The sequence below is a fragment of the Sedimentibacter hydroxybenzoicus DSM 7310 genome, from assembly GCF_013403245.1.
Classification (GTDB): Bacteria; Bacillota; Clostridia; order Tissierellales; family Sedimentibacteraceae; genus Sedimentibacter; species Sedimentibacter hydroxybenzoicus.
Genome location: NZ_JACBNQ010000002.1, coordinates 446,221 through 459,376, shown reverse-complemented (window position 1 = coordinate 459,376; position 13,156 = coordinate 446,221). Strand labels below are relative to the sequence as shown.

At 40.5% G+C, this 13,156-nt stretch carries 12 protein-coding genes; all 12 read right to left on the bottom strand.

Translation table 11 applies throughout. From position 1 onward, the window contains the following. Positions 1-351: 351 nt before the first annotated feature. The gene (locus HZF24_RS04805; protein ID WP_179237129.1) at positions 352-897 is read right to left on the bottom strand and encodes an SDR family oxidoreductase; all 546 of its coding nucleotides are present in this window, start codon (positions 895-897) and stop codon (positions 352-354) included. 28 nt (positions 898-925) lie between these two features. Next, entirely contained in the window at positions 926-2,971 is a 2,046-nt protein-coding gene (locus HZF24_RS04800) for a catalase (RefSeq protein ID WP_179237128.1), read from the bottom strand. Positions 2,972-3,600: 629 nt separating this feature from the next. Further along, positions 3,601-4,065 carry a hypothetical protein gene (locus HZF24_RS04795; protein ID WP_179237127.1) on the bottom strand — a complete coding sequence of 155 codons (465 nt, stop codon included), beginning with the start codon at positions 4,063-4,065 and terminating at the stop codon, positions 3,601-3,603. Beyond that, positions 4,062-4,436 carry a hypothetical protein gene (locus HZF24_RS04790; protein ID WP_179237126.1) on the bottom strand — a complete coding sequence of 125 codons (375 nt, stop codon included), beginning with the start codon at positions 4,434-4,436 and terminating at the stop codon, positions 4,062-4,064. Before HZF24_RS04790 ends, HZF24_RS04795 begins: the two co-directional genes overlap by 4 nt. Before the next feature lie 108 nt (positions 4,437-4,544). Beyond that, the gene (locus tag HZF24_RS04785; RefSeq protein WP_179237125.1) at positions 4,545-5,591 is read right to left on the bottom strand and encodes a HigA family addiction module antitoxin; all 1,047 of its coding nucleotides are present in this window, start codon (positions 5,589-5,591) and stop codon (positions 4,545-4,547) included. A 31-nt stretch (positions 5,592-5,622) separates the two neighbouring features. Beyond that, the gene (locus HZF24_RS04780) at positions 5,623-5,922 is read right to left on the bottom strand and encodes a type II toxin-antitoxin system RelE/ParE family toxin (RefSeq protein ID WP_179237124.1); all 300 of its coding nucleotides are present in this window, start codon (positions 5,920-5,922) and stop codon (positions 5,623-5,625) included. A gap of 189 nt (positions 5,923-6,111) precedes the next feature. Then, a complete protein-coding gene (locus HZF24_RS04775) occupies positions 6,112-6,594 on the bottom strand; it encodes a GtrA family protein (protein WP_179237123.1) in 483 nt (160 codons plus the stop codon). 40 nt (positions 6,595-6,634) lie between these two features. Continuing rightward, positions 6,635-7,999 (bottom strand): aldehyde dehydrogenase, encoded by a 1,365-nt coding sequence (locus HZF24_RS04770; RefSeq protein ID WP_179237122.1) that lies wholly within the window; start codon positions 7,997-7,999, stop codon positions 6,635-6,637. Continuing rightward, positions 7,977-9,614, bottom strand: coding sequence for a xylulokinase (locus HZF24_RS04765; protein WP_179237121.1), 1,638 nt, complete (start codon positions 9,612-9,614; stop codon positions 7,977-7,979). The genes HZF24_RS04770 and HZF24_RS04765 overlap by 23 nt, the downstream gene beginning before the upstream one ends. 19 nt (positions 9,615-9,633) lie before the next feature. Further along, positions 9,634-10,290, bottom strand: a complete 657-nt coding sequence (locus HZF24_RS04760) for a TetR/AcrR family transcriptional regulator (RefSeq protein ID WP_179237120.1) — start codon at positions 10,288-10,290, stop codon at positions 9,634-9,636. 2 nt (positions 10,291-10,292) lie between these two features. Beyond that, positions 10,293-11,444 carry a class II aldolase/adducin family protein gene (locus tag HZF24_RS04755; RefSeq protein ID WP_179237119.1) on the bottom strand — a complete coding sequence of 384 codons (1,152 nt, stop codon included), beginning with the start codon at positions 11,442-11,444 and terminating at the stop codon, positions 10,293-10,295. A 23-nt stretch (positions 11,445-11,467) separates the two neighbouring features. Then, positions 11,468-12,955 carry an aspartate aminotransferase family protein gene (locus HZF24_RS04750; protein ID WP_179237118.1) on the bottom strand — a complete coding sequence of 496 codons (1,488 nt, stop codon included), beginning with the start codon at positions 12,953-12,955 and terminating at the stop codon, positions 11,468-11,470. Positions 12,956-13,156: the final 201 nt, after the last annotated feature.

Below are 13,156 nucleotides of genomic sequence, written 5' to 3'. Positions count from 1 at the left end.
TTATACCTGTTTTTGCCAACCAAAAAAAGCTTTTTCTTTATTTGTTACTTTTTCTTAACTCATGCGTTTGTCGTGAGTATATTTCCATGATTATCTCACCTTATCTCATCAGTGGGTATTAATGTACCGTCAGTCATAACAACAACTCATTAAAGTTTGTATTTTTACCCTCTATATTACAATCCTGCATCAGAATTACGCATCCAACGTGCCTTGTTGCTGCAAATATGATGACCATCTATCCTTGTGCCCCTTGACGTCAGGATGTATTTTTAATAATTTCTATGCTCAACATTTGGTCACACTATAAAGGAGCAGCCTTCCAACTGCTCCTCTTCTATGAACTTGTGACTACGAATAACGAATTAAACCTCCGTTTACGTGGAGTATCTGTCCGGTAACATATGCTGAATCATTTGAAGCTAAATAAACATATGCCGGGGCAACTTCAAAAGGTTGAGCGGCTCGACCCATGGGGGTATCTGTCCCGAGAATCGCTACATGCTCCGGAGGATAAGTACTTACACTCAATGGCTTCCAGGATGGTCCCGGCGCTACAGCATTTACACGAATACCTTTTTCTGCAAGAGATAGCGCCATAGTTCGAGTAAAAGAAACAATAGCACCTTTAGAAGCTGAATAGTCAATAACCGTCGGTGCCCCCTCATAAGCAACCCTAAACGTTGTACTGATAATAGAGCCTCCATATTCTAAATGAGGCAGTGCAGCCTTTGTCATATAGAAAAGCGGATAGACATTAGTACGGAATGTGTTTTCTAATTGTTCGTCCGATACATCCGTTATATCTCTTGTATATGGCTGCACAGCTGCATTATTCACGACTACGTCCAATTGTTGGTACATTTTAATAGTATGAGCTACTGCTGCCTCATTCATTTTTCTCCTTACTTAAAATATACTTATCTTAAACATGATAAAGATAACTAGGTCGTTCCCAAAAACGTTGCTTAGCCATCGCATCAATAAATATCTGTCCAAATTGAGGTTCTGAATCGATAATAACTCCCGGCATTTCTTCAATACCCATTTCTTTCAGTAAATGGCTGCTCTCTTTTATAGCTCCTATCGGTTTGAAATGATTGTACATATGCATAATGAAGGTACGAGCTTGGTAATGAAAATAATCATCCGCTCCGGTGCCGCCAACAAGATAGGCGCCCTCATAGCTCAATGGAGATCCTGTCAGAAAGCTTTGATCCACCTTATATGAGTATCCGTCACTACCGTTAACCTCACCCAGTTTGTTGCTGACAATAACCGGATGCATCCCCGATTCCTTCCACTGTTTCAAAAGGACATCCACTTTACTCCCGGGAAAACCTTCAGCAAGGAAAATAGCAACCTTAAGTGTATTCGCCACAAAAGTTGTATTCATCAGGCTGATAGCCGGCGACGATTTCGTAACCGTTGATTCTTCAACATTTGGTACGGTAACACCAACATTTTTGGCAACAGGCTCGGCAAGTTCTCTGCTGACCCTTGCTAAGCGGTCAACCATTTGCTGGCGAACAGCTACATGAAGGCATCTTCCTAATTCAAAACTATAGGCTCCAATAATATGCTCTCGCTCTACCGGTGTCATACTGTTCCAAAATAACCTGGCCTGTGAATAATGATCTTTAAATGATGGGGCTGTTTTACGCTTTTTCAATCCTTCTACACTTGAAGGATAGGTAACAAAACCTCCCTTGTCTACCGGAACTTCTGATGGTGTATTGCCTGCCAATAAGTTTTTGTGATATGAGACTTTTCCACGGTCAATCACATAACGTGAAGCCCCGTCTCGTTGGTTGTTATAAACCGGAACAATCGGTTTATTAATCGGGAGCTGTTGATAATTCGGACCTAATCGTGCCTGTTGTGTATCGGTATATGAAAATAATCGTCCTTGTAGCAGTGGATCATTGGAGTAATCAACCCCGCGAACAATATTCCCCGGATGGAATGCACTTTGCTCTGTTTCCGAAAAGGCATTATCAACCGTTCTGTTCAACGTTATCTTCCCTATTTTTTGGAGCGGAACTTCCTCTTCCGGCCACAACTTAGTTGGGTCTAAAATATCGAAATCAAACATAAATTCTTGATCTTCTTCGATAATCTGTACAGCAAGTTCATATTCCGGATGATTTCCCATCTTAATATTTGTCCAAAGATCCCTTCGGTGAAAATCGGCATCTTCACCAAGTTTTTGTGCTTCATCCCAAATTAATGGATGAACACCTAATACAGGTTTAACATGAAATTTGATGAAGCGGGCAACTCCATCTTTGTTTACAAAACGATACGTATGCACGCCGAAACCCTCCATCGTCCGGTAATTCTTTGGAATGGCCCGATCAGACATAATCCACATCGCCATATGGGTTGTCTCCGGGTTACTGCCCATAAAATCCCAGAATGTATCGTGAGCCGTTTGACCTTGGGGGTATTCATTGTCAGGTTCTGGTTTAACAGAGTGAATCAAATCAGGAAATTTAATAGCATCTTGAATAAAAAAAACAGGCATATTTATCCCGACAATATCAAAGTTTCCATCATTTGTATAGAACTTAATTGAAAAACCCCGCACATCTCGAACTGTTTCATTGCAACCTTTTGATCCAACGACTTGTGAGAATCTGACAAATAACGGCGTTTTTTTAGCAGGATCTTGTAAGAAATCTGCCATTGTCACATCACTCATAGATTGATATAATTCAAATTCTCCATGAGCACCGTAACCTCGCGCATGGACTACTCGCTCAGGTATTCTTTCTCTATCAAAATGTGCCAGCTTTTCTCTGGCAAGAAAGTCTTCTATTAAAGTTGGCCCACGCTCTCCTGCGGTCAGTGAATTTTCATCATCAACAATCTTTTTTCCTTCATTAGAAATCATCTCTTGATTATAGGTATCTCTAACAAATGATTCTAATTGCTCTTCTTTTTTGTTTAAATTTTTACGTTCACTCATGTATATTCATCTCCTAACAATGGTAATTAGACTTATCTTTACTAAAAAAATAAAATTTATTCGTAGGAATCTTCTCTTTATTACCTTCAGTGTTAATCTATAAAATCGTAAGGGGGAGGAAAATTAGGGCTATAATACGTAAGAAAGAGGTTATCGAAAATCAGGTAGTTTCAGCTTCATAAACTAGTTACCTTTTCTTTACAGGAATCCACAGTTCACTATAATAGTTCTCGTCCTGCACTCCATTTTTGTAGACGTACCCAAGAAGGACGTACCTTTTGTGAATACACCAAAAAAAGATACGTCCCCAGAGACCTTAGAATCCTCTGATATAAAGGAAGTATGGGTTCAGGGGTGCAGAGTTTAATTATTACTACGCCCAGGACTGTCTACAGGACTTCTTTGGATTTTGAGTATCCTAAGGATAAGATGGTCACGATTATGGATGAGATGAATGAGAGTATGAAGGAGTTTTTGAGGAAGAGTAGGAGGTGATTTTCTCCACTAAGCCATCATAAGATATCTAGGAAAGATCTGTTGCGTCTACATTAATTAGAACATCCTCGTATGAGAAATACCTACAATTCTGAGCAGCCCTTTCAAAATGTTGTTTGAAACATTTACCCGTATTACTTACAGATATCACCTTTATACATTTCAGGATAATTATATTTTTGTTTCTTTTTAATTTTAAACAAACCATCCCACCAATTAAAGTATTTTGGAAGCTTCTTTCTTAATAGTAAATTTAACTTGCTTTTCGGACTATTAGTTGATTTTATAACAGCATATTCATTTGTAGCTAATAGAATACAAAATAATAATACTGTTATTATCATAAACATAAAAATACCCCCAATATAATCATCTATAAAATCAAGATTTAATGTTCCAGTAAGTTTGAAATATATATATACGTATATTAGAAAACCAAATAGAATTAATATTGCTATTATCATATCGTATAATATCTTTATTACTTCTTTAAACAGCCTGACAAAAATATTATTTTTCTCTAATTTCATAAACCATTGGTATTCTGCACTCTGTATGCCACATGCTTCAAAATAGCTGTTTTCTACCATTCTTTTCAACCCTGTAAACTATCCCAAAAGTTCTCCCAATAACCACCATCCCGTTTTTCTAGAAATATCTTAAATTGTTCTTCCGTTTCATAGTAACAATTTAAAAATAAAAAATCCAATATATAATGTATATTTGATTCTTCACTACTGTATTTGTCAAAAAATACTCGAAGATTCTTTTCTCGTTTTTCAGCTGAACTTTCATTTTCAATATGCCTTATTGCGTGAAAAACAGGGCAAAGAACTTTCTCAATACTCCTATCCAACTCATGATAAAACTTTTTCCTTTTTTCCTGTCGTATCCATGACATGTATCCAATAAACCCTGTCAACAAAACTGGTATTATTGTCACAATCATGCTGTTAAACTCACTTTTCAAATAACCACTTCCCTTCAACCAACTAAATGTTTTTCATATCGCTTAATAGGCTTTAGATTAACACTATGCCCAACCTATAATTCAATATTTTAACCGTCCGTATTATCATTAACTTATTATATACTTCGTTTTTAAATTGTTATACCGTCCGTAATTTATATATCCCTCTTTTTGAAGCCTTCCAACAACAATTCCCGGATCAATATCTACTTCATGCGCAAAGTCTATAATACTTCGTTCGTTAATTTCATATTCTTTTACATACTTTTCAAATTTCTCGGTAGGAATTAATGTATTCTTAGAAAAAATATCAGCACTATTCTCATCATCGGTTGTACATTCTGCTTTTCCGATATGACCTAAAATAATATGACCTAATTCGTGAAATAAGCTGAACCAAAACTTATCTGCATCCTTTCCTCTGACAGATAAAGCTACAACTATTTTACTTCCCTCATAGAATGTTGCTCCATGGAGAAACGAGCCTCCAATATGAGGTAAAAACACCAATGCTATACCGCATGAAGCCAATTTAGTTTCTAATTGTTGACAAAAATCTTTTGGATTCATCATTGTCATTTTTCTGATTTGCGGTATTATTTCAATTAGCCTTTTAATATCTATCGGAGATGTATCTGCTTTTCTGCTTTCCAGTTTAGCTTTCTGAGCCCATGCCAATAAAGCATAGTCACTTTTTTCTGATGTTGACAGCTTTCTGCATGCGATTCCCGGGACAAGGTTTCCACGCCAAAATTCCAATTGTGCAACTTCAAAATATTTTCGCAAATTAATAACTTTCTCCTGACATTTTGACGTGTCCTCCACCCATCCGTTCTTGACCATTTCTTTATAAGGAATTTTTTTTGCTATTTCTATATCTGTATCCATTGCATTTTCTTCATTTACTTTTGCTATTTTCTCACGATATATAGATTCTAAATTGCACCAAAATTGAGCCGGAACCCCCAATACCATCTCCAGTCTCATTGCCGTATCAATTGTCAACTGAACCTCTCCATTGATCAATTTACTTATATGTTTTTCTGACATCCCCATTCTTGCTGCAAACTCTTTCTGATTCATTCCACGGTTAAGCAGCTGCTCCTTTATGGTTACACCTGGTGGTGTAGCTATATAACTACGACTTCGCTCCATCGTACTTCCTCCTTTATAGCTTTCAATTGCATTAATTATGATAGTCTACTATTTCCATAATATTCGCAATCTGAATTTCCTTTCCTTTTTTCTCAAATACAAGTCGATATGGATGTACCAAATCTACCGCGTATTGATCCCTCCTGTTTCCCTTAAGCTGATGGCATCGACCTATTCCAAATTGAACCATCATTTCCACATTCAAAGCGGCTTTAATTTCATCTATACGTTGATGTATCTTTAATGCCATATCACGCCCATGTCTTTTTTCTGCTTCTTGAGCATTCGTACACACCTTCTCAAGTTTTTTGGTTTTAAATTCAATTTGCAACGAACCACCTGCCTTGTATCATAATTAACCTTTGCGGTAAATTTATACTATCATTTTATCATTTAATTGTCAATATAAAATTAACCTATAAGGTAAATTTATGTGTTGAATCTTGTGTTTCACATAAAAATAAAAAAGCACCTGTATTGTCAGATGCTTTGGTATAATTATAAAATCACATGTAAAAATTTATTTTTTCTTCCTTGCCAAATTATTTGTATCAATCGTATTTCGGAATACGTAAAAGCGGTCGTACAGGAATTCGAGGACGAAATTTGACAGCATGATAATTATTGTAACCAGATACTCGTTCCAGAGCAGGGTGTCGGCCAGGTGATTTCCCAGGAGAGTTGATGCCGGGGTGAACACGCAGTAGAAACCGAAGGTTTTCAGCATGGCAGAGGATACATTGTCTGCAGAGCGAAATGTGTATCTGCGGTTTAAGGTGAAATTCCAAAGTACGGACATGACCAGAGCTATTAAATAGCACAACCAGTAACGCAAATTTGTCAGCTCATTGAGCAGGGAAAAAACAGTTATCTCTATTACTCCTGCGGAAGCAGAGAAAAGTGCAAATTTAATACCGCGAACTACTTCTTTTTTTACAGTTTGATTTTTCACTTCATTATATTCGTCATTGTATTCATCTTCTTTTTCAGGTACTGCGTTCATAATATCCTCCATTGACTGATGTTTCATGTCCAGCTATATATTATTTTAAGAAAAATCTCATAAGCTTATCTCTTTTGTGGGAGTATGGTCTGTAACGGATGGGGATGTCAAGCCAGTTTGCTTTTTTTAAAATACTCCTGTAATGAGTAAATGTGTCAAAGCTCTTTTTCCCGTGATAGCTTCCCATGCCTGAATTTCCCACACCTCCGAAGCCCATATGCGGAGTGGCAATGTGAATAATGGTGTCATTGATACATCCTCCTCCGAAGGAACACTTGCTGAGCACCTGTTTTTCAATGTGGGAATCCTTAGTAAACAGGTACAAAGCCAACGGTTTCGGTTGTTTTATGATGTAGTCGATACATTCGTTGATATCCTCATATGTGATAATGGGCAGAATCGGAGCAAATATTTCTTCCTGCATAATCGGTGAGTCCGGCTTTACATCATCAAGCAGCGTTGGCTGTATAAATCTGCGTGCTGTGTCCGTATTTCCGCCCTCAACAATTTTACCGCTGTCAAGCAGTCTTATTATGCGTTCGAAATGCTTTTCATTTATAATTGTGTTCATATTATTAATTTCATGTCCGGGAAAAAATGTTTCCAAAGCATACTTATAAAAAATTATAAATTCATCTTTTACATCTCTGTGAATGAAAAGATAATCCGGAGCCACACAGGTCTGACCTGCATTCAATACCTTGCCGAAGGCAATACGCTTTGCGGCAAGCTTAAGATCTGCCGTTTTGTCTACGATAACCGGGCTTTTTCCTCCAAGCTCCAAAGTCACAGGCGTAAGATTCCTTGCGGCATTCTCCATTACCTGACGACCTACTGCCGGGCTTCCCGTAAAAAATATATAATCAAATTTTTCCTCCAGCAGCATGGTATTTTCCTGTCTGCCTCCTTCTACAACGGCTATATATTCTTCGGGATATATGGACCCGAGCATTTGTGCAATGGCATGACCGGTGGCAGGGGCATATGCCGACGGCTTTACAACAGCCGTGCATCCTGCGGAAATAGCTCCGATAAGCGGCTCAAGACACAGCTGTATAGGGTAGTTCCATGGAGCCATAATCAGTGCAACCCCATAGGGCTCAGGCGATATAAACGATTTGGCAGGAAAGTGAGCCAGAGGTGTGGGAACTTTTTTATCCCTCATCCATCCGGACAAATGCTTGATATGGAAGCGCAGCTCCTCTAAGACCATTCCAACCTCTGTCATATACACTTCCGAAGGGCATTTGTTCATATCCTTTTTCATTGCTTCGTTAAAGATATTTTCATTGTTTTTTATGGCATCTTGTAATTTGCGGAGCATTGATATCCTGAATTCAAAACTTCTTGTACCGCCCTCCCGAAAATATTCTCTTTGCCTTTCAACCAAGCTGTGACAATTCATTTCCTGACACCTCAACCTTCGTATGTAAATATTTAAAGTTTTTCTTATTGCACTTGTATAGTCTTTTGAACACCTGATAGTTTCTTTCATATACTGCTCTTGTTTTTTCGTCCGGTATAAAGGACTGCTCAACAGAAACGTATTCCTTTACCGTCTCAAGCTTTTGGATAATTCCCAGACCTGTACCCATAACCGCCGCCGCACCTACTGAACCTACATTCTGGGGATTTGCGGTCACATCAATCCTGTGTCCCGTTATATCAGCCAGCATCTGTGCCGTAACGGGAGAAAGAGCTCCACCGCCCACAAACCGTATTGTATCAGAAGACTTTATTTTTTCCTTCTGGCACTCAAGCATCCATTTCAGATGGTAGCATACACCCTCCACCACAGCACGTATAAGCTCGGTCTTGCCCGTATCGAGGGTAATGTTGAAAAATATCCCTGAAGCATCAGGATCCTCAAAGGGACACCTGTTTCCGTGAAGCCACGGGGTAAAAACCACTCCCCCTGCTCCCGGTTCTATTTTACTTATGGTTTCCATCAGATAGTCGTACAAGCTTGTATACAGAGTTTCCTTGCTTTCGACCACGTGTCTTTTTTCCAAATATATGTCTATTTCGTCCAAGGCAAGGTGATCCTTCACCCATTCGAGACACTTCCCTGCAGTTTCCATTTCCGCAAAATAGTTATAATGCCCGCTTTGTGCTCCGACAATGGCAGCAATCATTTTTGATACGTCAACTTTTTGTCTGTCCACAATTGTCGACACCCATCCGGAGGTTCCCAGGTATATGTGAGTATCTCCCGTCTCAACACAGCCTGCTCCTATTCCTATGAGAGAAGCATCTCCTCCGCCTCCGAACACGGGTATACCATGTACAAGACCCAATGCTTCGGATGCTCCCCGGGTGAGATATCCTGCTACGTCCGTTGATTTAATCACATGGGGAAGATGCTCCGTCCTGACTCCGTACATTTGGCAGAGTGTTTTGCTCCAGCCTCTTTTTCCTTCTCTGGTATCATACAATAGTGTTGCAAATGCGGAATCCTCCGTCATTACAAATTTGCCTGTACACCTGCAAATGAGATATTCCTTTACGTCCAGCCATTTATGCGTTCTTTCAAAGTTTCGCGGCTCATTGTGCTCCACCCATTTATATTTCCAGACCGGATCCTTGACGCTGATGGAGGCTGCCCCGGTTATAATCAGGCTTTTTACAAGCTTGAATACATTGGCTCCCGCGACCTGAATCCCATGTGAGATACCTTCCTTCATTTCCCTGACGGCACGCTGATCCATATAGCTCATGGGTCTTCTGACAGCGGAGCCGTTTTCGTCAACCAATACAAGTCCCTGCATTTGCGAACAAAAAGATATGCCCTTTATATCGGACGGTTTTACATCTGCAGAGTCAAACAGCTTCCTTGTGGTGGAGCACATGGCATTCCACCATTCATTTTCATCCTGCTCCGCCCCGCCGTTTTCAACCATATAAAGACCGTAGCCCTCATGCACACCTGCTATGAGCTCTATTTTTTCACCTATGCCGAAAAGGCAGGTTTTAACACCGGTAGTTCCTATATCATAAGCAATTACATATATCATATCCATATCCTTTTCTTCGTGCTCATCACATCTGATCCCTATGAACAATCTCAGACCGGCTGAAGGTAAATGCAGATTCGATAAATTTCAACAGCTCTGAAACAATCATTTCATCATTATCGAAATCTTCCTTGCAATATACCCTTGCTCTTTCGGTATAATAATCACAGCAGTAGGAAAACTGCAGCATAGTCAGCAGATTATCAAAGAAAAATGCAAAGAGTCTCGGGTTAATATCATTCCTTATGTCTCCATCCTTTATGGCTCTTTCGATAAATTCCGTATACACCCTTGCGGTCATGCTCTCTATCTCGGCAGCATACATGGACACATATTTCCTGCCATTTTCCGAAGCAATCCTATTGTACATTTTGATATAAACACCGTATTCCTTTGAGTAGTCCTGCACCGCACGTATCATCCTTTCAGCCCGCACTAAAAGCTTATCGTTGCTTTGTGTTACCTCATTCAATACGGATTTCAGTATATCGAGGCTTTTTCTCAGGCAGGCATGGAAAAATTCTTCCTTATTTTCATAATATTTATAAAGAACTCCGACGCTTATCCCTGCTTTTTTTGCAATTGTGTTGACATTTGCACCATCCAGTCCCTTTTCGGCAAATTCAGCTATTCCGGTTTCAAGCAGTTCTGAAAGTTTTTCCTCTGTCAGCTTTTTTAACATATTTAACCTCGTTGTTCTTTCATCTTAGAGTATTTATTTTTATAGACAAATCGTTGTATGTGTGCATCCATCGTACTTAAATAATCTGTTTTGTTTATGGCCGCGGCATACAAATCGGCAGCGCATCCCTTCCTCAGGATCATGGCGGCGGCTTTTGCATCACTTTCGGTTTTTCCCGTGCAGAGAGCACCTTCATTCTCTATTAAAACAGCATTTTTCTTCTTTAATTCCTTTGCTATAGCCCTTGTATTCAGCAGGGCGTCTTTTACCGTCCTGATATTCACACCCACAATCTGCACAAGATCATCCATAAAGGGTCTCAGCTCCCGTCCGGTGCTGCTGACTTCAACTATCTCGTCGTCAGTTGAATGTATAATATAAAGAGCATCGCAGGATTTATAAATTTCGGCATGAAGGACCGCTGCCTCAGGTGCCGCTTCCGGCAGTTTTTCTGTCAGATATTCTGAGGATTTGCCGTTGCATTGAAGAATAAACTTGTTTCCTTCACGACAGCTGCTTCCGTAATCGCGGATCTGTACCGTATTTTTTATATTTTTACCGCTTTTATTTTTGCCGCATGACTGCTCATATATATCCTTTGACATTTTTTCGAGAGTCTGTGCAATTTCAAAAGAATTATCAAGATCCTCGCCCATGCAGATTGTTCCGTGATACTTCATCAAAACAGCCTTACACCGGGGATTACCGCCAAGTGCCTTGACAACATTTTTACGCAGCTTCCCCGTTGATGACATCCCATAGGCCGCACATGGGACAATATCTCCTAATATTTTTTTATACTCATCATTGACCGGAACAATGTCTTTCCCCTCAATACTGAGGACAGAGGCCATCTGCTGATGTGTATGAATTATATAATTAACATCCGGACGCAGCCTGTAGGTATCCGCATGTATCCCCTTTTCACTGGAGGGTTTTATATCTCCCTCATAGGAACAATCGGCAATATTGACCTCCACTATCTGCCCGGGTGTAAGCGTTTCATACGCAAGACCGCTGGGGGTTATGACAAATTTGTCGTCGGAAATACGGGCGCTGATATTGCCCCATGTCCTTGCGATAAGACCGCTTTCCGCCAATATTTTTCCTCCGAGTATCACAAGCTCTTTCGCTTCTTCAATTGAATACTTCATAATTGACTCCAATCTTTATACCGTCAGGATAAATCCAAAGGTCCGCATTTGGATAAAACACGGTCAAACCTTGACAACACATCGTCTATCATTTCCTCCGTGTATGCGGCACTTGTATATAGTCTTGAACCGGCTAATGTTACAATTCCTTCTGCCATATATGCGGCTCCCATGTGCTCCATTTCCTTTTGACGTATTCCTGTTTCCTTCAGAATATTGGGGATTTTCCATGGCTTCTTCCAGTCCACGGAAAAATGCATGGTTCCCGCATTATCCAGATGGCAAATCGACCCCTGATTAAATGCCACAAAAGGCAGCTCATACTTCCTGATTATTTCCTGCAAGCCCTCAGTCAGACGGTCTCCCATGCGTCCCGCAGCCTCACAGGCATTTGTTCTTTCAATTTCGCACAGAGTATAATAGCCCGCTACGCAGGATATGGGTGTTGCCGCCATTGTACCTCCGCACATGGCCTTGGGGATTTTCTTGCCGGACGAATCAAGACCTGCTCCTAAATGAGCCATACAGTCCTTGTGTCCGCCCACACCTCCGGCACCGGGATAGCCTCCCGCAATTATCTTTCCAAAAATCGTCAGATCCGGGTCTACTCCAAAATAGCCCTGAGCACCGCTCGGTCCGATACGAAATCCCGTCACAACCTCGTCAAAAATCAAAAGTGCCCCATACTGATGCGCCAATCTTTCCGCTCCCTGTATAAACTCCCTGGAAACAGGACGAGTACCGCTCTCCGGTCCCATGGGCTCAATATACACCGCAGCGGTTCCGCCGTACATCTTATTTTTTCTCAGCTTTCTTTCAAGATCATCAAGATCATTGGGGAAAAATTCGTCCGTGTGCTTGAACACGAAGTTCGGCACACCCTTTGACATCATCCCCTTGGTCCCGGGTACACGCATACCATAGGCAAGCTGATCAGACCATCCGTGATAAGCTCCACCCATTTTCAAAATATTCTTCTTTCCCGTTTTCAACCGTGCAATACGTGCCGCACACATGCATGCTTCCGTTCCCGAGCCCAGCATACGGAACATATCCACAGAGGGCACCATCTCAGATATCTTTTTTGCAAGCTTGTATTCATATTCGTGAAAAAGACCGGTCGAGGGTCCGCATGTATTTAAAAGTTCGATTACCTGTTCTCTGACGGAATCCGGATTACTCCCCAAAATTGTAGGTCCTCCTGCCTGCAGCAGATCATAATACCAGTTTCCGTCGGCATCGTACAGCCTAGCTCCCTCCGCCTTGGTTATAACGATGGGAAAGGGATAATTAAATGCAAGATTGTGCTGCACACCTCCGGGGATTATCTCCCTGGCTTCTTCAATCATTGCCCTGGATTCAATGCATTTTTTATTGAAATAGTTTTCGACGTAATCATCCAGAAATGCTTTCCGAATCGAATACACAGGCTTTTGAATCAACTCATCAAGCTGCTTGGTAACCTTTTCCGCATCAAGGTAATTATCAATTGCAAATCCATTGTAAGCCAATTTTACACCTCCATTCTCGTGAATTATAATTCACGTCTTACACATATTATATGCCGGCATATATTTCTTGTCAAGGAATAAAATGATGCTGTACAGAGGACTTGTGATATTTTTGGCAGGACACACTTTCGCGCAATGATACTGAACCGATCAAACACTCAGTTCGGAAATTGTGCGAGTAAATATCCTCAGAATGCCCAT

Bases quoted from the DNA above. Each gene is read 5' to 3' on its own strand.
- HZF24_RS04765 (WP_179237121.1), bottom strand. From the start codon at position 9,614: ATGGATATGATATATGTAATTGCTTATGATATAGGAACTACCGGTGTT.
- HZF24_RS04800 (WP_179237128.1), bottom strand. From the start codon at position 2,971: ATGAGTGAACGTAAAAATTTAAACAAAAAAGAAGAGCAATTAGAATCA.
- HZF24_RS04760 (WP_179237120.1), bottom strand. From the start codon at position 10,290: ATGTTAAAAAAGCTGACAGAGGAAAAACTTTCAGAACTGCTTGAAACC.
- HZF24_RS04755 (WP_179237119.1), bottom strand. From the start codon at position 11,444: ATGAAGTATTCAATTGAAGAAGCGAAAGAGCTTGTGATACTCGGAGGA.
- HZF24_RS04775 (WP_179237123.1), bottom strand. From the start codon at position 6,594: ATGAACGCAGTACCTGAAAAAGAAGATGAATACAATGACGAATATAAT.
- HZF24_RS04785 (WP_179237125.1), bottom strand. From the start codon at position 5,591: ATGGAGCGAAGTCGTAGTTATATAGCTACACCACCAGGTGTAACCATA.
- HZF24_RS04805 (WP_179237129.1), bottom strand. From the start codon at position 897: ATGAATGAGGCAGCAGTAGCTCATACTATTAAAATGTACCAACAATTG.
- HZF24_RS04770 (WP_179237122.1), bottom strand. From the start codon at position 7,999: ATGAATTGTCACAGCTTGGTTGAAAGGCAAAGAGAATATTTTCGGGAG.